The 25,497-nt window shown below is 59.9% G+C and carries 24 protein-coding genes; 3 read left to right on the top strand and 21 right to left on the bottom strand.

The window, feature by feature from the left end; genetic code table 11:
• Positions 1 to 13: 13 nt before the first annotated feature.
• The 7 genes from C4N24_RS02850 to ybaK form a co-directional block, all read right to left on the bottom strand.
• A complete protein-coding gene (locus tag C4N24_RS02850) occupies positions 14 to 1,195 on the bottom strand; it encodes a phosphoribosylaminoimidazolecarboxamide formyltransferase (protein WP_112090243.1) in 1,182 nt (393 codons plus the stop codon).
• 33 nt (positions 1,196 to 1,228) lie between these two features.
• Positions 1,229 to 2,029 (bottom strand): IMP cyclohydrolase, encoded by an 801-nt coding sequence (locus C4N24_RS02845; protein ID WP_112090242.1) that lies wholly within the window; start codon positions 2,027 to 2,029, stop codon positions 1,229 to 1,231.
• Between the two features lie 176 nt (positions 2,030 to 2,205).
• Positions 2,206 to 2,802 (bottom strand): phosphoribosylglycinamide formyltransferase, encoded by a 597-nt coding sequence (purN, locus tag C4N24_RS02840; RefSeq protein ID WP_112090241.1) that lies wholly within the window; start codon positions 2,800 to 2,802, stop codon positions 2,206 to 2,208.
• Entirely contained in the window at positions 2,796 to 3,842 is a 1,047-nt protein-coding gene (gene purM / locus C4N24_RS02835) for a phosphoribosylformylglycinamidine cyclo-ligase (RefSeq protein ID WP_015538200.1), read from the bottom strand. Before purM ends, purN begins: the two co-directional genes overlap by 7 nt.
• Positions 3,843 to 3,846: 4 nt before the next feature.
• Complete coding sequence (purF, locus tag C4N24_RS02830; protein WP_112090240.1) at positions 3,847 to 5,325, bottom strand: amidophosphoribosyltransferase; 1,479 nt, start codon at positions 5,323 to 5,325, stop codon at positions 3,847 to 3,849.
• 10 nt (positions 5,326 to 5,335) lie between these two features.
• Positions 5,336 to 5,836 carry a 5-(carboxyamino)imidazole ribonucleotide mutase gene (gene purE, locus C4N24_RS02825; RefSeq protein ID WP_097779922.1) on the bottom strand — a complete coding sequence of 167 codons (501 nt, stop codon included), beginning with the start codon at positions 5,834 to 5,836 and terminating at the stop codon, positions 5,336 to 5,338.
• A 461-nt stretch (positions 5,837 to 6,297) separates the two neighbouring features.
• Positions 6,298 to 6,780, bottom strand: a complete 483-nt coding sequence (ybaK, locus tag C4N24_RS02820) for a Cys-tRNA(Pro) deacylase (protein WP_112090239.1) — start codon at positions 6,778 to 6,780, stop codon at positions 6,298 to 6,300.
• Between the two features lie 208 nt (positions 6,781 to 6,988).
• On the opposite strand from ybaK, the gene aroF reads away from it, so the two are divergent.
• From aroF to C4N24_RS02805, 3 genes are all read left to right on the top strand, one after another.
• The gene (gene aroF, locus C4N24_RS02815; protein WP_015538196.1) at positions 6,989 to 8,002 is read left to right on the top strand and encodes a 3-deoxy-7-phosphoheptulonate synthase; all 1,014 of its coding nucleotides are present in this window, start codon (positions 6,989 to 6,991) and stop codon (positions 8,000 to 8,002) included.
• A gap of 131 nt (positions 8,003 to 8,133) precedes the next feature.
• Positions 8,134 to 8,556 carry a DUF3783 domain-containing protein gene (locus C4N24_RS02810; RefSeq protein WP_112090238.1) on the top strand — a complete coding sequence of 141 codons (423 nt, stop codon included), beginning with the start codon at positions 8,134 to 8,136 and terminating at the stop codon, positions 8,554 to 8,556.
• Positions 8,553 to 9,635: an FAD:protein FMN transferase gene (locus tag C4N24_RS02805; RefSeq protein ID WP_112090237.1), complete on the top strand. Its 1,083-nt coding sequence runs from the start codon at positions 8,553 to 8,555 to the stop codon at positions 9,633 to 9,635. The genes C4N24_RS02810 and C4N24_RS02805 overlap by 4 nt, the downstream gene beginning before the upstream one ends.
• A 342-nt stretch (positions 9,636 to 9,977) precedes the next feature.
• On the opposite strand, the gene gpmI is transcribed toward C4N24_RS02805, so the two are convergent.
• From gpmI to C4N24_RS02735, 14 genes are all read right to left on the bottom strand, one after another.
• The gene (gene gpmI / locus C4N24_RS02800; protein WP_112090236.1) at positions 9,978 to 11,504 is read right to left on the bottom strand and encodes a 2,3-bisphosphoglycerate-independent phosphoglycerate mutase; all 1,527 of its coding nucleotides are present in this window, start codon (positions 11,502 to 11,504) and stop codon (positions 9,978 to 9,980) included.
• A 183-nt stretch (positions 11,505 to 11,687) separates the two neighbouring features.
• Positions 11,688 to 12,458: a triose-phosphate isomerase gene (gene tpiA, locus C4N24_RS02795; RefSeq protein WP_112090235.1), complete on the bottom strand. Its 771-nt coding sequence runs from the start codon at positions 12,456 to 12,458 to the stop codon at positions 11,688 to 11,690.
• Positions 12,459 to 12,561: 103 nt separating this feature from the next.
• The gene (locus C4N24_RS02790) at positions 12,562 to 13,770 is read right to left on the bottom strand and encodes a phosphoglycerate kinase (RefSeq protein ID WP_112090234.1); all 1,209 of its coding nucleotides are present in this window, start codon (positions 13,768 to 13,770) and stop codon (positions 12,562 to 12,564) included.
• A gap of 539 nt (positions 13,771 to 14,309) precedes the next feature.
• Positions 14,310 to 15,227, bottom strand: coding sequence for a riboflavin biosynthesis protein RibF (gene ribF, locus C4N24_RS02785; protein ID WP_112090233.1), 918 nt, complete (start codon positions 15,225 to 15,227; stop codon positions 14,310 to 14,312).
• A 21-nt stretch (positions 15,228 to 15,248) separates the two neighbouring features.
• Positions 15,249 to 16,133, bottom strand: a complete 885-nt coding sequence (gene truB / locus C4N24_RS02780; RefSeq protein ID WP_112090232.1) for a tRNA pseudouridine(55) synthase TruB — start codon at positions 16,131 to 16,133, stop codon at positions 15,249 to 15,251.
• Positions 16,133 to 17,122 carry a DHH family phosphoesterase gene (locus C4N24_RS02775; protein WP_112090231.1) on the bottom strand — a complete coding sequence of 330 codons (990 nt, stop codon included), beginning with the start codon at positions 17,120 to 17,122 and terminating at the stop codon, positions 16,133 to 16,135. The genes truB and C4N24_RS02775 overlap by 1 nt, the downstream gene beginning before the upstream one ends.
• A 17-nt stretch (positions 17,123 to 17,139) precedes the next feature.
• Positions 17,140 to 17,532: a 30S ribosome-binding factor RbfA gene (gene rbfA, locus C4N24_RS02770; RefSeq protein ID WP_015538188.1), complete on the bottom strand. Its 393-nt coding sequence runs from the start codon at positions 17,530 to 17,532 to the stop codon at positions 17,140 to 17,142.
• Between the two features lie 204 nt (positions 17,533 to 17,736).
• The gene (infB, locus tag C4N24_RS02765) at positions 17,737 to 20,217 is read right to left on the bottom strand and encodes a translation initiation factor IF-2 (RefSeq protein WP_112090230.1); all 2,481 of its coding nucleotides are present in this window, start codon (positions 20,215 to 20,217) and stop codon (positions 17,737 to 17,739) included.
• Positions 20,214 to 20,591, bottom strand: coding sequence for a L7Ae/L30e/S12e/Gadd45 family ribosomal protein (locus tag C4N24_RS02760; RefSeq protein ID WP_005922333.1), 378 nt, complete (start codon positions 20,589 to 20,591; stop codon positions 20,214 to 20,216). Before C4N24_RS02760 ends, infB begins: the two co-directional genes overlap by 4 nt.
• Entirely contained in the window at positions 20,575 to 20,874 is a 300-nt protein-coding gene (gene rnpM, locus C4N24_RS02755; RefSeq protein WP_005922334.1) for an RNase P modulator RnpM, read from the bottom strand. The genes C4N24_RS02760 and rnpM overlap by 17 nt, the downstream gene beginning before the upstream one ends.
• 33 nt (positions 20,875 to 20,907) lie before the next feature.
• Positions 20,908 to 22,014: a transcription termination factor NusA gene (gene nusA / locus C4N24_RS02750; RefSeq protein ID WP_097779910.1), complete on the bottom strand. Its 1,107-nt coding sequence runs from the start codon at positions 22,012 to 22,014 to the stop codon at positions 20,908 to 20,910.
• A gap of 56 nt (positions 22,015 to 22,070) precedes the next feature.
• Entirely contained in the window at positions 22,071 to 22,556 is a 486-nt protein-coding gene (gene rimP, locus C4N24_RS02745) for a ribosome maturation factor RimP (RefSeq protein ID WP_112090229.1), read from the bottom strand.
• Between the two features lie 147 nt (positions 22,557 to 22,703).
• Positions 22,704 to 23,945: an aminopeptidase gene (locus C4N24_RS02740; RefSeq protein ID WP_112090228.1), complete on the bottom strand. Its 1,242-nt coding sequence runs from the start codon at positions 23,943 to 23,945 to the stop codon at positions 22,704 to 22,706.
• A 91-nt stretch (positions 23,946 to 24,036) separates the two neighbouring features.
• Positions 24,037 to 25,428 (bottom strand): alanine/glycine:cation symporter family protein, encoded by a 1,392-nt coding sequence (locus C4N24_RS02735; protein WP_112090227.1) that lies wholly within the window; start codon positions 25,426 to 25,428, stop codon positions 24,037 to 24,039.
• Between the last annotated feature and the right edge of the window lie 69 nt (positions 25,429 to 25,497).

Raw genomic sequence — 25,497 nt, 5'->3', positions numbered from 1 at the left:
GAGCCCGTTCCCCTTAGTGATGGAACAGCCGCAGGCCGCAGAAGGCCATGGCGATGCCGTACTTGTTGCAGGTGTCGATGACCTGCTGGTCGCGGATGGAGCCGCCGGGCTGCACGATAGCGGTCACGCCGGAGCGGCGGGCACGCTCGATGTTGTCGCCGAAGGGGAAGAAAGCATCCGAGCCAAGGCACACACCGGTCACCTTGCTGAGGTAAGCCTTCTTTTCCTCGGCGGTCAGCGGCTCGGGCTGGCGGGTGAAGGTCTCGGCCCAGACGTCATCACCGATGACGTCCTCCGGGGTATCGCCGATGTAAACATCAATGGCGTTGTCGCGGTTGGGCTTTGCCACATCGTCACGGAAGGGCAGGTCCAGCACCTTGTCCATGTGGCGCAGCTGCCAGTTGTCGGCCTTCTGACCGGCCAGACGGGTGCAGTGGATGCGGCTCTGCTGGCCGGCACCCACACCGATGGTCTGACCATTATAGGTGTAGCACACGCTGTTGGACTGGGTGTACTTCAGGGTGATGAGGGCAATAATGAGGTCGCGCTTCTGCTCCTCGGTCACATCCTTGTTCTCGGTGACCCAGTTGTTCAGCATGGTGTCTGCGTTGATGACCAGCTCGTTGCGGCCCTGCTCGAAGGTGATGCCGTACACCTGCTTATGCTCGATGGGCGTGGGCTTATAGGCGGGGTCGATGGCGACCACGTTGTAGTTGCCCTTCTTTTTGCCGGACAGGATGGCCAGTGCCTCCGGCTCGTAGCCCGGAGCGATGATGCCGTCAGAGACCTCGTGCTGGATCAGCTTTGCGGTGGGCACATCGCAGATGTCAGACAGGGCGATCCAGTCGCCGAAGGAGGACATCCGGTCTGCGCCGCGGGCGCGGGCGTAGGCACAGGCCAGCGGAGAAAGCTCTGTCTCCGGGGCAATGTGGTACATCCGGCGCTCCACCTCGGTCAGGGGCAGACCCAGTGCTGCGCCCGCCGGGGAAACGTGCTTGAAGGAAGCCGCTGCGGGCAGACCGCAGGCAGTCTTTAACTCCTTGACCAGCTGGATGGAGTTGAGGGCATCCAGAAAGTTGATGTAGCCGGGCTTGCCGTTCAGCACGGTAACGGGCAGGTCGGAGCCATCTTCCATATAAATGCGGCTGGGCTTCTGGTTGGGGTTGCAGCCGTACTTCAGTGCGAGTTCATTCATTGGTGCATCCTCCTTATATCCTAAGGTTTACTCTTATTTTTCCTCGGCGTCAAGCTTTTTGAGCAGTTCCAGCTCCTCGGGCAGCAGCTCCGGCTCCTCAGGGTCGTCAAGATCGCTGCAAACGGAGTCGTACTTGTTGTAGATCATATCGCCGCTCTCGCTGGTGTCCAGATCGATGACCCGGGCAAACAGGCTCACCTTGTTGTCCATGTTCAGGCTGCTCCACAGACCGGCGGCAAAATCACCGATGGTGCGGGGGCAGGCAAAGCGCAGGGGCTCGCCCTCAAAGCTGGGGATGGGGTTGCCGTTGTGCTTGTAGGTGCTGATGAAGTGACCCTCGCCTGCAACGGGCTGGGGGTAATCAAAGAAATAGCGCTGCACGCTGTCGCCGTTGCCGTCGGCAGACTTGAGGATGCTCATCTGGTAGCTGCCGTCAGCGTACACCACAGCGGAGATGCGGGGGGTGTAGTTGGGGCAGTCCGGCTCAAAGGTGCGGGTGCGCAGGGCATCGGCAAAGCTCTTGCCCTGGCTCATCAGGTCGTAGATGGTATCGGTCTGGTCACCGTTGGTCACGATATGGGTCTTGCCAAGGGTCAGCACCGGGTTATAAATGATCAGGCTGGGATCTTCCAGCTTTGCGGGGTCGGCTGCCATGGTGCAGATACCGCCGCGCTCGGGCACGGGGTCAAACACGCGGTTGCGGCTATTCTCGCTGCGTCCCATGATAAAGTAGCCGATAAACATCTGCCGTCCGTCCGGTGCCATTGCCACCGCAATGCCGCGGCCAGGGTACTCGTTGGCGGCCAGATACTCGTTCAGGTTGATCTTTTCCATTGTTGTTCTCCTTTACGGATAACGACCTCGCCCTCTCCGTCAGCGCTGACGCGCTGCCACCTCCCCCAAAGTGGGAGGCTTTGGCAGTCCACACAAAGTTCATGGTTTTGCCAAGGGCTCTCCCTTTGGGAGAGCTGGACGCGAAGCGGCCTGAGAGGGCGAGCCAGTTTATTTTTTCACTCGATCTCTCCGCTGCACACCATAGCCACCGCCTTGGGCAGCAGCTTCCACTCTGCCTGTTCCATCACCCGCTTCTGCAGCACCTCGGGGGTGTCGCCGGGCAGGATATCCACGGCCTTCTGCAGCAGGATAGGTCCGCCGTCGCACTCCTCGTTGACAAAGTGGACGGTAGCGCCGGTCACCTTGCAGCCACGAGCCAGTGCGGCTTCGTGGGGGCGCAGACCGTACATTCCCGGCCCGCAGAAGGAAGGGATCAGCGCAGGGTGCACGTTCAGGATGCGGCGCGGATAGGCCGCAATGACGCTGGGGCCCAGCACGGACAGAAAGCCCGCCAGCACCACCAGATCAATGTTGTGCGCCCGCAGCGTTTCCAGCAGCGCAGCGTCAAATTCCTCGCTGGCGGCGTAGTCCTTGCGGCGCACCACGCAGCCCTCTACACCGGCCTTGGCGGCGCGTTCCAGCGCAAAGACACCGGGCTTGGAAGCCACTACCAGCGTAATTTTACCATTGGGGTTCTCGCCCCGGGCCTCGCTGTCCAGCAGCGCCTGCAGATTGGTGCCGCCGCCGGACACTAACACGGCAATGTTCAGCACAGTTCCACGCCCTCACCTTCTGCGATGACGCCCAGACGGTAGGCTTCCGGCTCGCCGTTGGCGTGCAGGATCTCCAGTGCCTTATCGGCCTGCTCGGCGGGCACAGTGAGCACCATACCCACGCCCATGTTGAAGGTGTTGAACATATCGTGCTCGGAGATGCCGCCCACCTTCTGCATCAGGTGGAACAGCGCCGGGGTGCGCACATCTGCCTTGTTGATGCGGGCGCAGCAGCCCTTCTTCAGGCTGCGGGGGATATTCTCGTAGAAGCCGCCGCCGGTGATGTGGGAGATGCCCTTGACCTGCACCTCTTCCAGCACCTTCAGCACGGGCTTGACGTAGATCTTGGTGGGAGCCAGCAGCGCCTCGCCAAGGGTCTTGCCGCCCAGTTCTGCGGGGGTGGAGAACAGCACATCGGGGTCGGCGTCGATGTTGAACACCTTGCGCACCAGCGAGAAGCCGTTGGAGTGCACACCGGTGGAGGGCAGGGCGAGGATCACGTCACCGGCTGCCATGGTCTCGTTATTCAGGATCTTCTCCTTGTCCACAACGCCTACGGTGAAGCCGGCCAGATCGTACTCGTCCTCTGGCATCATGCCCGGGTGCTCGGCAGTTTCGCCGCCCACCAGTGCACAATCGGCCTGCACGCAGCCCTCGGCCACGCCCTTGACGATGTTGGCGATCTTTTCCGGCACGTTGCGGCCGCAGGCGATGTAATCCAGGAACACCAGCGGCTTTGCACCGGCGCAGATGACATCGTTGACGCACATGGCCACGCAGTCAATACCAATGGTATCGTGCTTATCCATGATCATGGCAACCTTCAGCTTGGTGCCCACACCGTCGGTGCCGGAGATCAGCACCGGGTGCTTGTAACCGGTGCAGTCCAGCTCAAACAGGCCGCCAAAGCCGCCCAAGCCGCCGATGCAGTGCTCGTTCATGGTACGGGCGACATACTGCTTCATCAGCTCCACAGAGCGGTAACCGGCGGTAATGTCCACGCCTGCTGCGGCGTAGCTTTCAGAATAGCTCTTTTCCATGTTCTTACTCTCCTAACTTTTTGGCGTCCTTGGGACGGTCGTTCAGGTGACGGTCGTGAATATCGGTAGAAAGCACACTTTCCGGCTCTACGGCATACTCGCCGGTAAAGCAGGCGGTGCAGAACCCGCATTTTGCGTTTTTGGCAAGCTGGACAACGTGTTCGTTGGAAAGGTAGCCCAGCGTATCGGCGCCGATGACCTCGTTGATCTGCTCCAGCGTGCGGCCGGTGGCCACCAGCAGCTTCTGGTCCGGGATATCGGTGCCGAAGTAGCACGGATACTTGAAGGGAGGTGCAGAGACCATAAAGTGCACCTCGGCAGCACCGGCATCCCGCAGCAGCTTGATGATGCGGGCAGATGTGGTGCCGCGCACGATGGAGTCATCCACCAGCACCACGCGCTTGCCCTTGACGGTGCTGGACACCACGTTCAGCTTGATGCGCACGCTGTTCTCGCGCTGCTTCTGGCTGCCCTGAATGAAGGTGCGGCCGATGTATTTGTTCTTGATGAAGCCGATGCCGTAGGGGATGCCGCTCTCCTGCGAGTAGCCCAAGGCTGCATCCAGACCGGAATCCGGCACGCCGATGACCACATCGGCCTCCACAGGGTGCTCCTGTGCAAGGAAGCGGCCTGCCTGCTTGCGGGCTTCGTGCACCGAGCTGCCCTCGATGACGCTGTCCGGGCGGGCGAAGTAGATGAACTCGAACACGCACATCTGGGTGTCCGGGCGGCCGCAGTGATCCTTGATGCTGCGCAGCTCGCCGGTCTTGGTGTCCACCACCACGATCTCGCCGGGCTCCACATCCCGCAACAGGGCGGCACCGGTGGCATCCAGTGCGCAGCTCTCGCTGGCAAAGACGTAGCCGCCGCCGGGCAGGGTGCCGATGCACAGGGGACGGTAGCCCCGGGGGTCGCGCACCGCGATGAGCTTGGTGGCAGACATGATCACAAGGCTGTATGCGCCTTCCAGCACGTCCATGGTCTTGCTGATGGCAGTCTCGATGCTGCCCATGCGCAGACGGTTGCGGGTGATGAGGTAGCAGATGACCTCAGTGTCCGAGGAGCCGTGGAAGATCGCGCCCTCGTTTTCCAGCTGGCGGCGCAGCTCCACGGCATTGGTCAGGTTGCCGTTGTGGCACAGCGCCATGGTGCCGCGGCCATGACGGACGATCATGGGCTGGGCGTTGGCGCGGACGCGGGTGCCCGCAGTGGCGTAGCGCACATGACCGGTGGCCATGTGTGCCGTGGTAGTGGACAGACTTGCCAGCACCTCCGGGGTGAACACCTCGTTCACAAGGCCCAGATCCCGGTGGCCGGTGATCACGCCGTCATCGTTGACGGCAATACCGCAGCTCTCCTGCCCGCGGTGCTGCAGCGCATACAGCGCCGAATAAGCCGCTGCAGCCACATCCTCGGTACCGGCACGGTCGTAGATGCCGAAAACGCCGCACTCCTCATGCAGCGGATATGCAAAATCAGACATTGGTTCTCCTTTACAGCTCGTTCAGTTCGTTCTGCAGCTTCTCTTCCTTGGCTGCGATCTGCTGTGCCATGGCTACGCGCTCGGCTTCCAGCTTTTCAGCCAGTGCATCATCGCTCAGCGCCAGAATTTCAGCAGCCAGCCATGCGGCGTTCTTGGCACCGTTCAGTGCCACCGTTGCCACCGGGATGCCGCTGGGCATCTGCACGGTAGCCAGCAGAGCGTCCAAGCCATCCATCGCGCCGCCCTTCATGGGGATGCCGATGACCGGCAGGGTGGTGTTGGCGGCAAAAGCACCTGCTAGATGTGCTGCCATGCCTGCCGCGCACAGGATGACTCCAAAGCCGTTGGCCTTTGCGCTTTTTGCAAAGGCTGCTGCCTCGGCGGGGGTGCGGTGTGCCGAAAGGATGTGTGCCTCAAAGGGGATGTCCAGTGCCTTCAGCTGGGCGCAGGCACCCTTGACCACCGGCCAATCGCTGTCCGAACCCATGATCACTGCCACTTTACGAACCATTTTCCAAAGCCTCTCTTTCTCATGTCCAACAAGACCGACAAACAAAAAAGGCTGCGGTACACCTGTACCACGGCCTTTATTTCCAGTTTTTCTGTCCGCGCATTTTGCACAAGGCTGCACCATGCCCCTGATTGCAGTGAATGTGACCCCATTCCATGCGACCCGGCACCAGCAGCATCATTGAAGTTTCCCTCCGCAGTTTCCTGTGCAAGCGTTTTTTCAGGCGGCGATGCAAGCCCGTTTTTTGGGGCATCGTCCCTGTACTAGATACAGTTTACGGCAAAAAAAACGCTTTGCAAAGAGCGTTTGGGCAAATTCTCCCTTGTGTTCCCATGCCGTCAAAAAACTTTCGAAAGTTTTGTGCAGTTTCGCCATCCTTTTTCTTTTTAAGTATGACTTATGCAGCGGGTATATTTTATGTAAAGGCTGTGTTGATGTATCCCAGATAGAAAGCCGGATTTTTAAAAAATGATCTTTGCGGTGTCGGCGCGTGCAGCGCGGATCAGATCTGCCGGGGCACAGCACACCTGCGTACCGATGCGCCCGCCGGAAACATAGACCTTCTGCTGGGTCAGCACGCTTTCGTCAAAGACGGTGCGGTACTGCTTTTTCATGCCCACCGGGCTGCAGCCGCCCCGCACATAGCCGGTGACCTTGTTGATATCCGCCACATGGATCATCGCCACGCTCTTTTCGCCCACGCTGCGGGCGGCGGCCTTTAAATCCAGCTCTGCCGCCACCGGAATGACGAACACAAAATAGTTTTTGCTGCTGCCCTGCGTTACCAGCGTCTTGTAAACGCAGGCGGGGTCCTCGCCCATGCTGGCGGCTACGGTCACGCCGTCCACCGCCACCCCCTCCTCGTGGGGGTACTCGTGGGCGGTATAGGCCACCTTTTCCCGTTCCAGAATGCGCATTGCGTTGGTTTTAGCTTCTTTTCCCATTGTTATTCCCTCTTTTACATTTGCTCTGTTTCTATTCTACCACTTTTTCTAAAAAAATTCAAAATTTCTCTTGACTTCAGTTTCATGAAGTGATATCATAGCGTCACGCACTTCAGAGCACTGAAGTTTGACACTGCAAGCTGCGGCAAAGGAGCCGGTCTCCCTCGCCGTTTTACACGATAGGAAAAGGCAAAGGAGACAAAACACTATGATCATCGTACTCAAACAGGATGCACCCGACGTACAGGTACGCGAATTCTGCCACGAGCTGGAAGATATGGGGCTGCAGATCAACGATTCCAAGGGCAGCGATACCCATATTCTGGGTCTGATCGGCGACACCAAGGCCATTGCGGAGAGCTGGGTGCTGGCGAACCCGGTGGTGGAGACCTGCCGCCGCGTGTCCGAGCCCTACAAAAAGGCCAACCGCAAGTTCCACCCGGACGACAGCGTTATCGACGTAGAAGGCGTCAAAATCGGCGGCGGCAACTTTGCAGTCATCGCCGGGCCGTGCAGCATTGAGAGCGAGGAGCAGATCACCTACTGCGCCCAGCGGGTAAAGGCGGCAGGCGCTTCCCTGCTGCGTGGCGGTGCGTTCAAGCCCCGCACCTCCCCCTACTCTTTTCAGGGTATGCGCAGTGAGGGTCTGGATCTGCTCAAGCTGGCGCGCCGCGCCACCGGTTCGCCCATCGTGACCGAGATTATGAACACCGAGCACCTGCCCCTGTTTGAAAACGTGGACCTGATCCAGGTGGGTGCCCGCAATATGCAGAACTTTGAGCTGCTCAAGGCCGTTGGCCGCCAGAAAAAGCCTGTGTTGCTCAAGCGCGGCCTTGCCAACACGCTGGAAGAGTTCGTGATGAGCGCCGAGTACATCATGGCAGAGGGCAACGAGAACGTCATCCTGTGCGAGCGCGGCATCCGCACCTTTGAAACCAGTATGCGCAATACGCTGGACCTTGCCGGTGTGGTCATGCTGCACAAGATGACCCACCTGCCGGTGGTGGTGGACCCCAGCCACGCCTGCGGCCACGCATGGATGGTGCCGGAGCTGGCGAAAGCTGCGGTCGCCGCCGGTGCAGACGGTCTGATGATCGAGGTGCACAACAACCCCGCCAAGGCCAAGTGCGACGGCGCACAGAGCCTGACCCCGGATCAGTTCGATGCGCTGATGCAGTTCATCGGCAAAGAGGTAGAGTTCTTCGGCAAAAAAATGAACTGAGCCCGCTCCGTCCGCTCCCCCGCAAGGGGGAGTTTTTTTGTATGCACCGGCGGGTTTTCATTTTCTTTTCACGGGTTTTATGGTATACTAAAGCGTATTTTGAAAAAACACTGCCGAAAGAGGTTTTAAAGATGAAAGCACACATTGCACGCAACCAGAACGCCGGGGTGCCGCTGGCGCTGGGCTGGAACCTTTCCCCCGCCGACCGGGGCAAGCTGGAGGGCATGGCACCCGCCCTTGGCATGAAGCTGCTGCCCGTTGCCCCCGCCGATGCCGGTAAGACCGTTGCCCAGCTGCTGGGCGAGGTGGAGGTAAAAGCCCCCAGAACGCTGGTGCTGGAGCCGGGCGCCTATCCCCCGGCGCTGGTGCTGGCAAACTTCCGTGATAAGGACGTGGACACCTTGCTGGATCTGATGCGGCAGGCACAGGTGACCATCCCGCTCAAGGCGGTGGTCACCCCCGCAAACCGCAACTGGATGTTTGCAGACCTGCTGGCACATTTGCAGGAGGAGCACACCGCCTTTAGCGCTGCAAAGGAGAGCCAGACCGTATGAAGAGCCGCATCACCCGCATAACCGCTGCACTGCTGGCGGCAGTGCTGAGCCTTGGCCTGCTGGTCGGCTGCAAGCCCAAAAAGGAGCTGACCCGGTACACCACCATCTTCTATGATGTGTTCGACACGGTGACGCAGGTCATCGCCTACTGCGAGAGCGAGGAAGAGTTCAACACCCAGATGCAGGCGCTGCATCAGGATCTGATTGCCTACAATCAGCTCTACGATATCTACAACGACTACAACGGCGTTGTGAACGTTAAGACCATCAACGAAAACGCCGGCAAAGCCCCGGTACAGGTAGATGACCGCATCCTCTCCATGCTGGAGCTGGCGCGGCAGATGTACGACCTGACCGGCGGCAAGATCAACATTGCCATGGGCAGCGTGCTGGGCATCTGGCACGACTACCGCGAAGCCGCCGAAAAAGACGCTTCTGACGCCGACAACACCCTGCCCACACAGGAGGAGCTGGAAGCCGCTGCCCGGCACTGCGATATCAATGACCTCGTCATTGACGAGGATGCCAAAACGGTCTATCTGTCCGACCCGGAGATGTCTCTGGACGTGGGCAGTGTGGGCAAGGGCTACGCAGTGGAGATGGTCTGCCGTGCCGCCGAAGCCCGGGGTCTGACCAGTGCACTGGTGAGCGTAGGCGGCAACCTGCGTGCCATCGGCACAAAGCCGGACGGTAGCCAGTGGACGGGCGGCGTGGAGAACCCGTGGAACGCCTCGGAGGTGTACACCAACACCAACTCCATCTTCGGCTCGCCCATCAACATGAGCGACCTTGCACTGGTGACCAGCGGCGACTATCAGCGCTACTTTGTGGTGGACGGCAAGCGCTACCACCACATCATCGACCCCGACACCCTGTGGCCGGCTGCCTACTACAACGGCGTCACTGTGCTGTGCCCGGACTCCGGCATGGCAGACTGCCTGACCACTGCCCTGTTCTGTATGCCGCTGGAAGAGGGGCAGAAGCTGGTGGAGTCGCTGGACGGCGTAGAAGCCATGTGGTGCACGCCCGATAAGCAGGCCACCACCTCCAGCGGCTGGGACAGCCACCTGAAAAAGTAAGTTTTTTGCAGGTGGGACGATCAAAATTGCCTCCGCGTGCGCTCTGGCCATCTTCAGCGGAAAAATTTTTTTATTTCGGAATAGCGGAGCGTCTGCGGACGCTCCGCTATTCCCTTTTCACAGAAGGGGTCGTAAAGGACAACGGCATTGCACCCCCTCCCGTGAAAAAGTTTTTCCGAAAAGTCCGCAGACTTTTCGGAAAAACAAACAAAAAATTTTCTTTCCGCTATTTATGCCCAGAGCAAAGCGGAGGGCATTCAAAATCGTCTCTTTACGCAAAAAGGCTGCCGCACGCAATGTGCAGCAGCCTTTTCTTTGTTTATCCGGTTATCCCGTCTGGCATCACTCCACGATGATGCTCTTGCCGGTCATCTCGGCGGGAACGGGCAGGCCGATATAGGGCAGCATGGTGGGTGCGATATCGGCAAGGCAACCGCCCTCGCGCAGCTTCACGTCACCGCAGCCAACTGCCACAAAGGGCACAACGTTGGTAGTGTGGGCGGTGAAGGGGGTGCCGTCCGGGTTCATCATCTTTTCGGCGTTGCCGTGGTCGGCGGTGATGAAGGCGCAGCCGCCGGCGTTCAGCACAGCGGTGACCACCTGATCCACGCAGGTATCCACAGCCTCAACGGCCTTGACAGCAGCATCGAACACGCCGGTGTGGCCGACCATATCGCAGTTTGCAAAGTTCAGGATGACCACATCGTACTTGCCGCTCTCGATGCGCTTGACGCACTCGGCAGCAACTTCGGGGGCGCTCATCTCGGGCTTCAGGTCGTAGGTGGCAACCTTGGGGCTGGGGATGACGCAGCGATCCTCGCCCTCGTAGGGAGCCTCCACGCCGCCGTTGAAGAAGAAGGTAACGTGAGCGTACTTCTCGGTCTCGGCAATGCGCAGCTGGGTCTTGCCGTGGGCAGACAGATACTCGCCCAGAACGTTCTTCAGCTCCACCGGGGGATAAGCAACCTCGCAGTTGGGCATGGTGGCATCGTACTCGGCCATGCAGACGTAGTTCACCTGCTTGCGGCCGCCGCGGCGCTCGAAGCCGGTAAAGGCATCGTCACAAAAGATGCGGGTCATCTGGCGGGCACGGTCGGGGCGGAAGTTCATGAAGATGACGGTGTCGCCATCCTGCACGCGGCCACCCTCGCAGGTGACGCAGGGCAGCACGAACTCATCGGTCTTGTCTGCGGCATAGGAAGCCTCGATGGCCTCGGCAGCGTTGGCAGCGTGCTCACCCTCGCCGTAGACGAAGGCAGCATAGGCCTTCTCCTCGCGGTCCCAGTTGTTATCGCGGTCCATGGCGTAGTAACGGCCGGAAACGCTGGCGATCTTGCCCACGCCCAGCTCGTCCAGCTTAGCCTGCAGGTCAGCCAGGAAGCCCTTGCCGGAGTGGGGGTCGGTGTCGCGGCCGTCGGTGATGCAGTGCAGGTAAATTTCCTTTGCACCCAGATGCTTTGCCATTTCCAGCACGCCGAACCAGTGGTCGGCATGGCTGTGCACGCCGCCGGTGCCCACCAGACCCATCAGGTGGATGGCTTTACCGGCCTCGATGGCAGCCTTCATGTTCTTGACCAGCACAGGGTTCTTGAGCATCTCGCCGTCGCGGATGGACTTGGTGATGAGGGTCAGCTGCTGGTACACGATGCGGCCTGCGCCCATGTTGGTGTGGCCGACCTCGGAGTTGCCCATCTGGCCGTCGGGCAGACCGACAGCCATGCCGGAAGCATCAATGGTGGTCATGGGGTACTTTTCCATCAGAGCATCCAGATGGGGGGTCTTGGCAGCCACAACGGCGTTGCCGAAGGTCTCGTTCGGCACCCAGCCGAAGCCATCCATGATGCACAGAAGAACAGGTTTCTTTGCCATAAAATTGAATCTCCTTTGAATTTATCACGCGTTGCGGGCAAGGCTAAGCGCCCTGCCTGCAGGTACAGCCTGCGGGTGCATAGCACCCGAGCGGCTGCTGTAAAAACAGATCAGCGCCCGGCTCAGCGCTGAAAAAACGGCGCAGCCGGGCGCTGAAACAGCTAATTAAGAAAAGGCAGTTGCTCAGCCCTTGGTGGCTGCGTTGACGATAACTGCAAAGTCGGGAGCCTTCAGGGATGCGCCGCCGATCAGGCCGCCGTCCACGTCCTTCTTGCTCAGCAGCTCCTCGCAGTTCTTGGCGTTCATGCTGCCGCCGTACTGCACGGTGGTAGCCTCGGCCACAGCCTCGCCGTACAGCTCGCCCACCACCTTGCGGATCTGAGCGCAGACTTCCTCTGCCTGATCAGCGGTAGCGGTCTTGCCGGTGCCGATGGCCCAGACAGGCTCGTAGGCGATGACAACGTTTGCCATCTGCTCGGCGGTCACGTCACGCAGGGCGATCTTGGTCTGCATACGGACCAGCTCCTCGGTAACGCCCTCCTCGCGCTGCTGCAGGCTCTCGCCCACGCACAGAATGACCTTCAGACCGGCGTTCAGAGCAGCCAGCGCGCGCTTGTTGACGGTCTGGTCGGTCTCTGCAAAGTACTGACGGCGCTCAGAGTGGCCGACGATGACATACTCCACGCCCAGATCCACCAGCATATCAGCGCTGATCTCGCCGGTGAAAGCACCGGACTTCTCAAAGTGGACGTTCTCGGCACCCACATGGATGTTGGTGCCCTTGGTCTTAGCCACAGCGGTGACCAGATCGGTAAACGGGGTGCAGATGACCACCTCGCAGGCGGCGTCCTTCACAGCGGGGATCAGCTCGTCCACCAGAACAGCAGCCTCGGAGGCGGTCTTGTTCATCTTCCAGTTGCCAGCGATAATAGCCTTGCGCTTTGCCTTATCCATTGTTATTTTCTCCTTACCTTCGTAAATATTTACAATTTGCCTGCACAAAAAGAAAAGATGCGGCGGCGTAAATGCCGCCGCACCCATTGTGATGCCGGAAAAATTATGCGTTCTGGATGACTGCGATGCCGGGCAGCTCCTTGCCCTCCAGATACTCCAGAGAAGCGCCGCCGCCGGTGGAGATGTGGGTCATCTTGTCGCCCAGACCCATCTGCTGCACAGCTGCTGCGCTGTCGCCGCCGCCGATAACGGTGGTAGCATCACTCTCAGCCATAGCCTTGGCAACAGCCAGAGTACCAGCTGCCAGAGTGGGGTTCTCGAACACGCCCATGGGGCCGTTCCAGACAACAGTCTTGGAAGCCTTGACAGCGTCAGCAAACAGCTTCATGGTCTCGGGGCCGATGTCGCAGCCCTCCATGTCAGCGGGGATCGCAGTGACAGGCACCACGGTCACGTCCACAGGAGCGTCGATGGGATCGGGGAAGTCCTTGATGCAGACTGCATCCACGGGCAGCAGCAGCTTGACGCCCTTCTCCTGTGCCTTAGCCATCATTTCCTTGCAGTAGTCCAGCTTGGTGTCGTCGCACAGGCTCTTGCCCACTTCGTAGCCCTGAGCCTTGACGAAGGTGTAAGCCATGCCGCCGCCGATGATCAGGGTATCGACCTTCTCCAGCAGGTTGGAGATGACGTTCAGCTTATCAGCAACCTTGGCGCCGCCCAGAATAGCGGTGAAGGGACGGACGGGGTCGTTGACGGCGTTGCCCAGATACTTGATCTCCTTCTCCATCAGGTAACCGACAGCAGTATCCTTGATGTAGTCGGTGACACCTGCGGTGGAGCAGTGTGCACGGTGGCAGCTGCCGAAGGCGTCGTCCACATAAGCGTCAGCCAGAGAAGCCAGCTCCTCGCTGAACTCAGGCATATTCTTGGTCTCTTCCTTGCGGAAACGGGTGTTCTGCAGCAGAACGACATCGCCGTTGTTCATAGCAGCCACAGCAGCCTTTGCGTTCTCGCCCACAACGTTGTCGTCGTCGGCAAACACAACAGTCTTGCCCAGCTTTGCGCTCAGAGCCACAGCAACAGGAGCCAGGCTGAACTTAGCCTCGGGGCCGTTCTTGGGCTTGCCCAGATGGCTGCACAGGATGACCTTAGCGCCATCGTTGACCAGCTTCTGGATGGTGGGCAGAGCTGCATTGATGCGGTTCTCGTTGGTGATGACACCGTCCTTCATCGGGACGTTGAAATCGCAGCGGACAAGCACCTTCTTGCCGCAGTAGTTCTGATCGTCGATCGTCTTCTTACCTAAACCCATGGTAAAAACTCCTCTCAAGTTATAATTCTGAACCAGAGTCTCGCTCACAATCGGGGCGTTGCCCCGTACAGTTACTATTATAAACAAAAACTGTGTGTATTGCAAGGATAAGAGATAGATAATTGTTTAACAAACATTTACCGTTGTTGCACGGAAATGTGTCTATTTTGCCCGAAGTGTGGTTTTTTCTGCCCGCAGACGCCGGAAATTGCGCCGTCCAAAGAAGAATCTTTCGAAACAAACGCGTTTGTCTCCCGAAAAATTCTTGCTCATGGGTAGCGTCCTCGCCCTCTCAGTCATCGCTGCGCGATGCCAGCTCCCCCAAAGTGGGAGCCCTTGGCAGTCCACGCAAAGTTCATCTCTTTGCCAAGGCCTCTCCCTTTGGGAGAGGTGTCGCGGCGTAAGCCGCGACGGAGAGGGCGAGGACGTTAAAGTAAAAATATTTTCCGTTCCGTCCTCTTTCATGAAAAAAGGCTTCCGAAAAGTCCGCAGACCTTTCGGAAGCCCAAATAAAAATACTTTTTTCCGCTGTTGATGCGTTATGCAAAATATTCCTGTGCGCGGCGGGCGGCATTGTTGATGCAGTCCCGCAGCTGGTCCAGCGTATCAAACTTTTTGCTGGGGCTCAGGTAGGCGTGGAACTCCACCACCGGGTCGGTGCCGTACAAGTCGCCGGAAAAGCCCGGGATAAAGGTCTCGCAGGTCACCTTGGTGGCGTCATCGTTCACGGTAGGGCGGCTGCCCAGACCGGTGGCCGAGGGATACCACACCCCGTTGATGCAGGTGCGGGTGATATAAATGCCGCTGCGGGGCATCTGGAAGCCCTGCGGGTACAGCTGGTTGATGGTGGGCACCCCAAGGGTGTGTCCCAGCCCTGCCCCGTGCTGCACCGCAAAGCGGATGGCATAGGGCATCCCCAGCATGGCGTTGGCGGCGGGGATATCCCCGCCCTCCAGCGCGGTGCGGATGCGGGTGGAGGACACCGGCTTTTCCTCAAACTGTGCCATAGGCACCACCACCACCTCTACCCCAAGGGGGGCACAGAGGGTGCGCAGCAGCTCCGGCGTACCGGCAGCCTTTGCACCAAAGGTGAAGTTTTCGCCGCAGAACAGCGCCCGGGCGTGGCAGTTTTCCACAATGCCGCGCACGAACTCCTCCGGGCTCAGCGCTTTGATCGCTTCAAAGTCCGGGGTGAGGTAATACTCCACCCCAAGGCTGTGGATCAAGGCGTGCTTATCCTCGGTAGAAAGCAGGCGCTTGCCCTTCATTTTATTTTCCACCGGCAGGCGGAAGGTGAACACCGCCGGGGCTGCGTCATGGGTCTTTGCCCACTGCACAGCCCCCTCGATCACCGCCCGGTGGCCGATATGGATGCCGTCAAAGTAGCCCATAGCCACGGCGGTGCCTTTTTCGGGCTGCGTCAGCGGCAGCGGGGCAAACTGAGAAATGATCTGCATGGGTCTTGTTTCCTTTATTGCTCAATTACGTTCCACGAACAGTTTTTCCACCCGGAGCACCCCGCCGGTAATGTTGGCAAGGCCAAGGAACTGCCCGGCGGCGCTGCGCACCCGGTAGCGTCCGTCTGCTGCGGGGTAGCGGCTGGTGGGGCAGCCGTTGTACAGATGCTGCTCCACCCATGGCTCCACCACCAGCAGCGGCAACGGGGTGAACACGCTTTCCACCGGCAGCATCAGTGCTTCCAGCGCAGCGCTCCCCTGCTCCTTTGCGGCAAGGATTTCCTCCAGCGTGTGGGCATCTGCTTCGGTGTACAGACCGGCAGCGGTGCGGCGCAGAGCGCTCATGGTGCCCTTCTGCCCCATGGCGGCGGCGATATCCTCCAGCAGTGTGCGGATGTAGGTGCCCTTGGAGCAGCGCACCGTCAGCACATACTCGTTTTCTGCCGGACTGCCGCCGTACTCGATGCCGTAAATTTCAATAGGGCGCGCCTTGCGCTCCACGGTCACGCCCTCGCGCGCCAGCTTATACAGCGGTTGTCCGTTGATCTTGACCGCCGAGTACATGGGCGGCACCTGCATCTGCGGGCCGATAAACTGCGGCAGCACAGCCAGCAGTTCCTTCTCTCCGGCGGTGACGGGTGCAGTCTCCAGCACCGTGCCGGTGCTGTCGCCGGTATCGGTGCGTGCACCCAGGCGCAGGGTGGCGCGGTAAGTCTTGTCGTGGTTCAGCTGCAGGTCCACCGCCTTGCTGGCACCGCCGCAGAACACCGGCAGCACACCGGTGGCCATGGGGTCCAGTGTACCGCTGTGTCCCAGCTTGCGGGTGCCCAGCACGCCGCGCAGCTTTGCCACCACGTCAAAGCTGGTCCAGTCCATGGGCTTGTCTACGTTCAGGATGCCCTGCATCATGCTTCCTCCTGTGGTGCGTCCAGTTCGGCTTCCACCTCTGCAAGGATCGCATTTTTGGCGTTTTCAAGGTCGCCCAGCAGCTCACAGCCCGCTGCGCGGGTGTGGCCGCCGCCGCCCAGCCGCCGTGCGATGGCACAGGCATCCACGCCCTTTGCGGTGCGCACGCTGATGCGGTAGCTGCCGCCGGGCTGCTGGCGCAGGGTCAGACCCACCTTGACCCCCTCAATGCTGATGGGCAGGCTGGTCAGCTCCTCCAGATCCGCGGGGTCTACCCCGCTCTGCCGGATCTCGTCCCGTGTCAGGTAGATCAGGGCGCAGCGGCCGTCCAGATAGTACTCCAGATGGTTGCGGGCGATGCGCTCGGCCTCCATGCGGGCACGGGGCTTGGTGTCGAAGAGCAGGGTGTTCAGTTCCTCCACATGACAGCCGGCTTCAATAAGCTTTGCCGCCACCGTGTGGGTGTTGGCTGTGGTGGAGGAGAACTTGAAGCAACCGGTGTCGGTGGCAATGCCGGTGTACAGACAGTCCGCAATGTGGGGGGTGATGGGCACGCCCATCTCCACGATGACCTGATACAGCAGCTCTGCTGCCGCAGCGGCACCGGCATCCAGAAGGGTGAAATCGGCATAGCCGTTGTTGCCAGCGTGGTGGTCGATGCACAGGTCCACATGGCGTGCAAACTGCGGAACACCGTTATTTTCGCCAAACAGCTGCAAGCCTGCCACGTCCACCGCGATCACGGTGCGGGGCTCGAACTCACCCTTGAACAGCCGTGGGTTCGTAAAGGCGTAGCGGGACGGCACGGTATCGGAGCAGAGCACCGCCGTTGTTTTTTCCAACGCTTTGAGCGCGTAGTACAGGGCGCTGCCGCAGCCGATGGTGTCACCGTCCGGGTTTTTGTGGCACAGAATCAAAATGTTGTCCGCAGCCAGCAGGCGCTGCGCCATCTGCTGCACATTCAGTTGTTCTGTCATCCAATGATCCATCCTTTCCGCAAAGGCAGTCAGTCCTCGGTCTGTTCAGTATCGGCAGGCTGTGCTTCCTCCTCGCCGTTCACGTTCAGGCTGCGCAGCAGCTCGTTGATGTGGGCGGCGTAGGCAGCACCGTCATCCTCCACAAAGATGAAGCGGGGTGCCTTGCGGATGTGCATTTTTTTGCTGACCTCGGTGCGCACATGGCCTGCGGCACGGTTCAGCGCTTCGATTGCGGGCTTGGGGCCGTCCGCACGGCCCATCACGCTTACATACACCTTTGCCACATCCAGATCCGGCGTCACGTCCAAACGGGTGACGGTCAGCAGACCGCCCTCCAGCCGCGGGTCCTTCAGCCGGCCGATGATGGCAATGACCTCGCGCTTCATATCCTGCGCAAGACGGCCCATATTTTTCTGAGACATAGTTTTCTCCAAATTCTGTCGGCAGCTTCCCAAAGCCCTTCCCCGCCCGGGGAAAGGCGGCATCTGTCTGCCAGAACGACGGATGAGGGCGCACGCTCCACACCTGCGAAAGATACGCCCTCATCAGTCTCACTTCGTTCGACAGCTTCCCCCGGACGGGGGAAGCCTTTTCTGCCGGGAAGCTGTTATATATTCGGTTTTTGCTTAGTCGCGGTACTCTTCCATCTTGAAGGCTTCGTACACGTCGCCTTCCTTGACGTCCGCAAACTTCTCCAGGGTAACGCCGCACTCGTAGCCCTCGGCCACTTCCTTGGCGTCATCCTTGAAGCGCTTCAGGGATGCGATCTCGTCCTCGGCAATGACGATGCCGTCACGCACCACGCGCACCTTGCTGTCGCGGGTGATTTTGCCGCTGGTCACGCGGCAGCCTGCAACGGTGCCCACGTTGGAGATCTTGTACACCTGACGCACCTGCAGCTCGCCCAGAGCAACCTCGCGGAACTTGGGTGCCAGCATACCCTTCATAGCATCGGTGACATCGTTGATGGCGTCGTAAATAACGCGGTACATACGCATTTCCACCTTGGTGGCAGCGGCTTCTTCCTTGGCCACATTGTCCGGGCGGACGTTGAAGCCGATGATGATGGCGTTGGAGGCATCGGCCAGATCGACGTCAGACTTGCTGATGGCGCCGACACCGGCGTGGATGACGCGCACACGCACCTCGTCGTTGGAGATCTTCTCCAGACTCTGCTTCACAGCCTCGGCAGAGCCCTGCACGTCGGCCTTGACCACGATGGCCAGCTCCTTCATGTCGTTCTGTGCCATCTGGCTGAACAGGTTATCCAGCGTGACCTTCTGGAAGGAGGAGAACTGCTTCTCCTTGGCGGCAGCAACGCGCTGTTCGGCCAGCTCACGGGCCAGACGCTCGTCCTCAACAGCCTCGAACAGGTCGCCTGCTTCCGGCACTGCGGTCAGGCCGGTGATCTCCACAGGGGTAGAGGGGCCGGCATCGGTCAGCAGCTGGCCCTTGTCGCTGCGCATGGTGCGCACGCGGCCCACAGCGGTACCGGCAATGATGACGTCGCCGGAGTGCAGGGTGCCGTTCTGCACCAGAATGGTGGCAATGGGGCCCTGGCCCTTGTCCAGACGGGCCTCGACGACCGCACCCTTGGCGCGGCGATTGGGGTTTGCCTTCAGCTCCATGACCTCAGCTTCCAGAGCAATGCGCTCCAGCAGGTCGTTGATGCCCATGCCGGTCAGGGCAGACACCGGGATGCAGGCCACATCGCCGCCCCAGTCCTCGGTGATGATGCCGTACTTGGTCAGGCCTTCCATCACGCGCTCGGGGTTTGCGGTGGGCTTATCCATCTTGTTCATTGCCACGATGAGCTTGACATTTGCAGCCTTGGCGTGGTTGATGGACTCGATGGTCTGGGGCATGATGCCGTCATCGGCAGCAACCACCAGAACGGCGATATCGGTCATGTTGGCGCCGCGGGCACGCATGGAGGTGAATGCCTCGTGGCCCGGGGTATCCAGGAAGGTAATGAGACTATCGTTGACCTTGACCTGATATGCACCGATGGCCTGTGTAATGCCGCCGGCCTCGCCTGCGGTGACGTTGGTCTTGCGGATAGCATCCAGAATACTGGTCTTGCCATGGTCAACGTGACCCATGACACAGACCACCGGGGGACGCTCCACCAGATCCTCCTGTGCATCCTCTTCCTGCGTGAACAGGCGCTCCTCGATAGTGACGTGCACCTCGTGCTCGACCTTTGCGTGGAACTCCTCTGCCAGCAGAGCTGCGGTGTCGAAATCGATCACATCGTTGATGGCGTGCATCTCGCCCATCTGCATGAACTTGGCAATGACCTTACCGGCCTGCTGCTTCAGGCGGGTAGCCAGCTCGCCCACGGTGATCTCATCGGGGATCAGTACCTTCAGCTGGGCGTTGCGGGCCTTCTCCAGCTGGATGCGCTGCAGACGCTCGAACTCAGTCTCGCGCTTGCCCTTCTGGAACTGCTGGCGCTGGCGCTGACCGCGCTGGGTGAACTTCTGCTTGTTGCCCTGCGGGGTGGGCTTGCGGCGGTTCTCGGTGTTCTTGGTAGAGGCCAGATCATCGTAACGGGCATCGAAGCGATCCACGTTCATATCCACAGTGCGGGTATCCACAGTGACCTGATTGTCCTCGCGGCGGACAGAGACTGCCTGTGCGGGGGCAGCGGTGGCCTTTGCGCCGGTCTCGCGTGCCAGCTCGCTGAAGGAAACGGTCTTTTCCTCGCGCTTCTTGTGCTGCTCGGGCTTCTTGTCGCCGTGCTTGCCGTTATTGTTATTATTGTTTGCCTTGGGCTGCTCGGCCTTTGCGGCGGGCTGCTGGGGCTTTTTATCGGCCTTGGGAGTCTCGGGCTTCTTCTCAGCCTTCTTTTCGACCTTCTGCTCAGCCTTCTTCTCAGCCTTGGGCTCCTCCTTGGGAGCCTTGGCGCTGTTCAGGAACTCGTCCAGATTTGCCACGCTGTTGTCCTTGCTGAACTTCTCCAGCAGGTAGTTCAGCTCGTTTTCCTCCAGATTGGAGCTGTTCTTCTTACCGGTGCTGCCCATAGCAGCCAGCTCGTCCAGCACCTTCTTTGCAGAAAGGTTCAGATCCTTTGCAAAGTCACTCACTTTATATTTTACGATCATTCGCTCATATCCTCCTCATTTTTGATTGCTCCGCAGTCCGACAGGCGGTCGAAGCAGAGCTTTGCGAGGTTGCGGTCGGTCACCGCGTAAACAGCCACGGGCTTGTGGCTGATATCGGCAAGCTTATCCTGCGTCAGCGGCATGGTGAACACGTCCACTAAGTCCCCCACGGCGTAGTTCAAACGCTGCAGGGTCTTGGGGCTGATGTCCGATGCGGTCATCACCAGCCACGCCTTGCTTTTTACGCAGGCCTCCTCCACGGCGTCAAAGCCCATGGTCAGCGCACCGGCCTTGCGGCACAGGCTCACGGCCTGATACAGTGCTTCCTCCGGGGGCAGCTTGGGTTTTGCGGGAGCGTTATTCTTTTTTGCCATCGGCTGCTGCCTCCTTTGCGGCTGCGGCCAGCTGTACAGCCAGCGCGTCGTATACCTCGGCGGGGACCGGCTGCTCAAAGCAGCGCTCCAGCGCCTTTTTCTTCTTTGCCTTGGTCAGGCAGTCCGGGTCCGGGCAGAGATATGCGCCGCGCCCCGGCTTTTTGCCTACCAGATCAATGCTGATCTCCCCGCTGGGTGCGCGCACCACGCGCACCAGCTCCTTTTTGGGGCGGCTGGTCATGCAGCCGATGCACTGGCGGGCAGGGATCTTTTTTTGTGCCATCCGGTTTCCCTCCTTCGGCAGATGGTGCCGGGCTTATTCAGCGTCTGCTGCGTCCTTCTTGGGCTCTTCGTCCTCGCCGTAGTAGCCGCTCTCGGGACGGATATCAATGTTGTAGCCGGTCAGGCGGGCGCACAGGCGGGCGTTCTGACCCTTGTTGCCGATGGCCAGACTCAGCTGCTGGTCGGGCACGGTGACACGGCAGGAGCGGGTCTCGCCGGGCAGCAGCTCCACCTTGACCACCTTGGCGGGGCTCAGGGCTGCGGAGATGAACTCAGAGATATCCTCGCTCCACTTGACGATATCGATCTTCTCACCGCCCAGCTTTTCCACAACAGCAGCCACACGGGCACCGTGCTCGCCGATGCAGGCAGAAACAGGGTTGACGTTGGGGTCCTTGGACCAGACAGCCATCTTGGTGCGGGCACCGGCTTCGCGGCTGATGGCCTTTACCTCCACAGTGCCGTCAAAGATCTCGGGCACTTCCAGCTCAAACAGGCGCTTGACAAGGCCGGGATGGGTGCGGCTGATCATCACGCGGGGGCCGCGCTCGGTGCTGACCACATCCACGATGTAGACCTGCAGGGTCTCGCCCTCGGTGTACACCTCGCCGGGCACCTGCTCGTTGCGGGGCAGAACAGCCTCGCCGCCCTTGCCCAGATCCAGCGCAACGATGCCCTTCTCGGTATCCACGCGGGTAACGGTAGCCTGCACGATATCATGTGCGCGGGACTGGATCTCGCTGAGCTGCTGGTTGCGCTCGGCTTCGCGGATGCCCTGACGGATGACGTGCTTTGCGGTCTGGGCGGCAATGCGGCCAAAATCGCGGGTCTTGAGCGGGGTGATGATGCGGTCGCCGACCTCATAGCTGCTGCGGATCTTGCGTGCTTCGGTCACACCGATCTCGGCGTGCTCGTCGTACCAGTCCTCGTCTGCCACGATGTCCTGAATCAGTGCCACGTCAAAGCGGCCGGTGTCGGGGTCGATGTCCACCCGGATGTGATCCTCCTCGACCTCATAGTTCTTCTTGACGGCAATGATGATAGCCGCCTTGATCTTTTCGATCAGGTACTCTGCGGTGATGCCGCGCTCATGCTCCAGCATGGAGAGCGCTTCAAAAAAGTCCTTATTCTCTGCTGTCATTTTTCGGGTTCCTCCTATATATTTTGTTCTCTTTTCTCTCTCAGAGACGGTTATTTTCAGTTGAACAGATCCTCGTCGTCGCACAGCTGCACGCCGGAGACTGCATTCACCTCAAAGGTCACAGGGCCGTTTTCGGTCTCCAGCGTCACGGTGCTGCCCTCGCGGCCGGTCAGGATGCCGGACAGTTCCCGCACGCCGTCGGCGTTGGGGCGGATGAGCTTTGCCCGCACCTTCTGGCCCTTCAGCACCTCGTAGTGCTCCGGGCGGGTCAGCTTGCGGCCAAGGCCGGGGCTGCCCACTTCCAGATAATAGCTCTGGTCGATGGGGTCCGCTTCGTCCAGAATGGGGTCCAGTGCGTGGGACACCTCAGCACAGGTGTCGGTATCCATGGTGCCGTCCCGGTCGATGAGGATGCGAAGATACCAGTCCGGCCCTTCCTTCTCAAAAACCACATCCCACAGGCGCAGACCCATGCCTTCCACCGTGGGACGGACAAGCGCTTCCACTCTCTGCGCGGTGTTGCCGCCAGACTGCTTCGCCATAAAAAACCTCCAAACAAACAAGAAACGCGGACCTTGCGGCCCACGTTTCAGGTTAAACTATATCGTACTACTAGAATATAGCATACTCTTGCGATTTATGCAAGCATTTTCGCAATTTTTTTGCAGTTGCGCGCCCTTTGGGGCTTTTTACAGCACCCAGACACCGTTCTCGAACAGCTGTACAGTGCGGCCATCGCGGCATTTGCCGGTGATGCGGCTGTCCTCTGCACCCACCATCACATCCTCGTGCAGGGAGGAGTGGTTCATGCCGCGGGCTGCCAGCTCTTCCTTGGAAAGGCCGGTGCCGCCCACGGTGGTGCCGGGGTAGCTGTCGCCAAAGGCGATGTGGCAGGCGGCGTTCTCGTCAAACAGGGTGTTGTAGAACAGCTTGCCGCTGCGGTTGATGGGGCTGGAGGCAGGCACCAGTGCCACCTCGCCGATGTGGCGTGCGCCCTCGTCGGTGTCCAGCAGCTGACCCAGCAGATCTGCGCCCTCGTCCGCGCCGTGCTCCACTACCTTGCCGTCCTTGAAGGTGACATGGAAGTTTTTGATCAGCTGTCCGTTAAAGACGTAGGGCTTTGTGCCGTAAACGATGCCGTCCACCTTATCCTTATGGGGTGCGGTGAACACCTCCTCGGTGGGGATGTTGGGCAGAAAGGGCACGCCCTTCTCGTTTTTGCTGCCGGCGCTCTCCCACACAGCCTGTTCCGCCAGACCCACAGTCAGGTCGGTGCCGTTGGCGCTTTCAAAATGCACGCTTTCCAGATCAAGGGCGTTCATCTTTGCGCCCAGCTCGTTCAGGCGGTCCAGATGCTTCTGCCACTCCCCTACCGGGTCGCCGCCGGTCACACGGCAGGTGTCAAAAATGAGCTTCCACTGTGCTTCAATGGCGGCGGCAGTGTCCAGCTCCGGGAACATCTTCTTTGCCCACGGCTCTGCGGGCAGAGCAGCGATGGACCACTGCACCCGGTCGTTCATGGTGTACTCCCGCCACGGCTGCATAAAGCTGCGGTTCGCGCTGTTCACACGGCTGATCTTAGCGCCGTCCAGCCCGGCAAACAGTTCCGGGTCGTCCGCAATAAGATGCAGCACGCACACGCCGCCCTCGCTCTCGGCGTAGTCCAGATAGCGGCGCAGCTGCCAGCCCTTGTGGTCGGTCAGTGCGTCCTCGCTGCCCAGCTCCATGCGGATGCGGGTAACGGCGTCATCCTGCCAGTTCACCTGCACGTCCCGCGCACCGGCTTCGTAGGCGCTGCGCACGCACAGCCGTGCCAGCGGGGCACCCTCCAGCGGGCAGTTGATGATAAGGGTCTGTCCCGGCTGCGGGTTCACACCCACCCGGACGATAAAATCTGCATACTTTTGCAGCAATTCGTTAAAGTTTTCCACGTCAGAACCTCCTGTGGTGTATAGCCACCGTTGTTTTTCTCTCAGTATACCACGTTCCGGCGTTTCTGTCCACTATGGACGGGAATACCGCTCACCCTTCCGATTCAAAAAAGGCGCGGGTCATCTGTACCACCGTGCCGGAAAGCAGCAGCAATGCAATGAGGTTCGGGATGCTCATCAGGCCGTTGAAGGTGTCGGCGATGCTCCACAGCAGACCAAGGTCCATGGTAGCGCCCAGAATGGCTACCAGAGCATACACCACAAAGAAGGGGCGCGCCACCTTGTTGCTCTTGCACAGGAACACCAGAAAACGGGAGCCGTACAGACCCCAGCCGATGATGGTGGAAAAGGCAAAGCAGCACAGCGCCACAGCGGTAAAGATAGACGCCCAGCCGCCGTAGGTGGTGGTAAAGCCGGAGATGGTCAGCTCTGCACCGGCCGCTGCGCCGTAGCTGACCGAGGTGCCGCTGCACAGGATGACCAGCGCGGTCAGGGTGCAGATGACGATGGTATCGGCAAACACCTCAAAAATGCCGAACATACCCTGCTTGACCGGCTTTTTGGTGTCGGCGCAGGCATGGGCGATGGAGCCGGTGCCAAGACCGGCCTCGTTGGAAAAGATGCCGCGGGAAACGCCCTTTTGCATACTGACGAACAGGCTGCCAATAGTGCCGCCGGTAAAGGCAGCGGGGTTGAACGCGCCCGCCACGATGGATTCCAGCACATAGGGCAGACGGGAAAAGTTGAGCACCACCACGCCCACCGACAGCACAATGTAGAACAGTGCCATAAAGGGCACCAGCTTCTCGCTTACGCTGCCAATACGCTTGATGCCGCCCAGCAGCACCAGCGCCACCAGCACCGCCACAAGAATACCCACGATGAGGTTGAGGGTGGGCAGAAAGCTGCCGCCCACCAGCCCGTATTCCAGCAGAGCGGTATCCACCGCCGCTACGATGGTGTTCACCTGCGTTGCGTTGCCGGTGCCGAACACGGTCAGCACACCGAACAGTGCGTACAGCACGGCCAGAAACTGCCAGCGGCGGCCAAGGCCGTTTTTAATATAGTACATCGGGCCGCCCACCCACTCGCCGGTATCGCTGCGCTCCCGGAAATGCACAGCCAGCGTCACCTCGGCAAACTTGGTGCACATCCCCAGCAGCGCAGAGCACCACATCCAGAACACGGCACCCGGGCCGCCGATGGCGATAGCGCCCGCCACACCGGCAATGTTGCCGGTGCCCACCGTGCCCGCCAGCGCGGTGCACACCGCCTGAAAAGGGGTCATGGCACCGTCCGAAGCATCCCGCTTGCGGAACATCCGTCCCACGGTGGTGCGGATGGCGTAGGGGAATTTGCGGATCTGCAAAAAGCCCGTGCGGACACTGAGCAGCAGCCCCACGCCAATGATGCACACCATGGCGGGGATGCCCCAGATAAAGCTGTTCACCGCCTGATTGACGGCGGCAATGGTCTCGATCATATACTTCCACATCCTCTGTAATATCTTGCGCACTGACAGTTTTTGTCAAAACACGAAGAATATTTTACC

It is taken from the genome of Faecalibacterium prausnitzii, from assembly GCF_003287405.1.
Taxonomy (GTDB): Bacteria; Bacillota; Clostridia; order Oscillospirales; family Ruminococcaceae; genus Faecalibacterium; species Faecalibacterium intestinale.
Note: the sequence above shows the minus strand (reverse complement) of the source record. Positions and strands in the feature narration are given on the sequence as shown.

Bases quoted from the DNA above. Each gene is read 5' to 3' on its own strand.
- ribF (WP_112090233.1), bottom strand. From the start codon at position 15,227: ATGCAGATCATTTCTCAGTTTGCCCCGCTGCCGCTGACGCAGCCCGAA.
- purF (WP_112090240.1), bottom strand. From the start codon at position 5,325: ATGTCTGATTTTGCATATCCGCTGCATGAGGAGTGCGGCGTTTTCGGC.
- purE (WP_097779922.1), bottom strand. From the start codon at position 5,836: ATGGTTCGTAAAGTGGCAGTGATCATGGGTTCGGACAGCGATTGGCCG.
- C4N24_RS02850 (WP_112090243.1), bottom strand. From the start codon at position 1,195: ATGAATGAACTCGCACTGAAGTACGGCTGCAACCCCAACCAGAAGCCC.
- nusA (WP_097779910.1), bottom strand. From the start codon at position 22,014: ATGACAGCAGAGAATAAGGACTTTTTTGAAGCGCTCTCCATGCTGGAG.
- rbfA (WP_015538188.1), bottom strand. From the start codon at position 17,532: ATGTCTCAGAAAAATATGGGCCGTCTTGCGCAGGATATGAAGCGCGAG.
- rimP (WP_112090229.1), bottom strand. From the start codon at position 22,556: ATGGCGAAGCAGTCTGGCGGCAACACCGCGCAGAGAGTGGAAGCGCTT.
- truB (WP_112090232.1), bottom strand. From the start codon at position 16,133: ATGCAGGGCATCCTGAACGTAGACAAGCCCATGGACTGGACCAGCTTT.
- C4N24_RS02805 (WP_112090237.1), top strand. From the start codon at position 8,553: ATGAAGAGCCGCATCACCCGCATAACCGCTGCACTGCTGGCGGCAGTG.
- gpmI (WP_112090236.1), bottom strand. From the start codon at position 11,504: ATGGCAAAGAAACCTGTTCTTCTGTGCATCATGGATGGCTTCGGCTGG.
- tpiA (WP_112090235.1), bottom strand. From the start codon at position 12,458: ATGGATAAGGCAAAGCGCAAGGCTATTATCGCTGGCAACTGGAAGATG.
- C4N24_RS02775 (WP_112090231.1), bottom strand. From the start codon at position 17,122: ATGGATCATTGGATGACAGAACAACTGAATGTGCAGCAGATGGCGCAG.
- C4N24_RS02735 (WP_112090227.1), bottom strand. From the start codon at position 25,428: ATGATCGAGACCATTGCCGCCGTCAATCAGGCGGTGAACAGCTTTATC.
- C4N24_RS02760 (WP_005922333.1), bottom strand. From the start codon at position 20,591: ATGGCAAAAAAGAATAACGCTCCCGCAAAACCCAAGCTGCCCCCGGAG.
- aroF (WP_015538196.1), top strand. From the start codon at position 6,989: ATGATCATCGTACTCAAACAGGATGCACCCGACGTACAGGTACGCGAA.
- ybaK (WP_112090239.1), bottom strand. From the start codon at position 6,780: ATGGGAAAAGAAGCTAAAACCAACGCAATGCGCATTCTGGAACGGGAA.
- C4N24_RS02810 (WP_112090238.1), top strand. From the start codon at position 8,134: ATGAAAGCACACATTGCACGCAACCAGAACGCCGGGGTGCCGCTGGCG.
- C4N24_RS02845 (WP_112090242.1), bottom strand. From the start codon at position 2,029: ATGGAAAAGATCAACCTGAACGAGTATCTGGCCGCCAACGAGTACCCT.
- purM (WP_015538200.1), bottom strand. From the start codon at position 3,842: ATGGAAAAGAGCTATTCTGAAAGCTACGCCGCAGCAGGCGTGGACATT.
- rnpM (WP_005922334.1), bottom strand. From the start codon at position 20,874: ATGGCACAAAAAAAGATCCCTGCCCGCCAGTGCATCGGCTGCATGACC.
- C4N24_RS02790 (WP_112090234.1), bottom strand. From the start codon at position 13,770: ATGGGTTTAGGTAAGAAGACGATCGACGATCAGAACTACTGCGGCAAG.
- infB (WP_112090230.1), bottom strand. From the start codon at position 20,217: ATGATCGTAAAATATAAAGTGAGTGACTTTGCAAAGGATCTGAACCTT.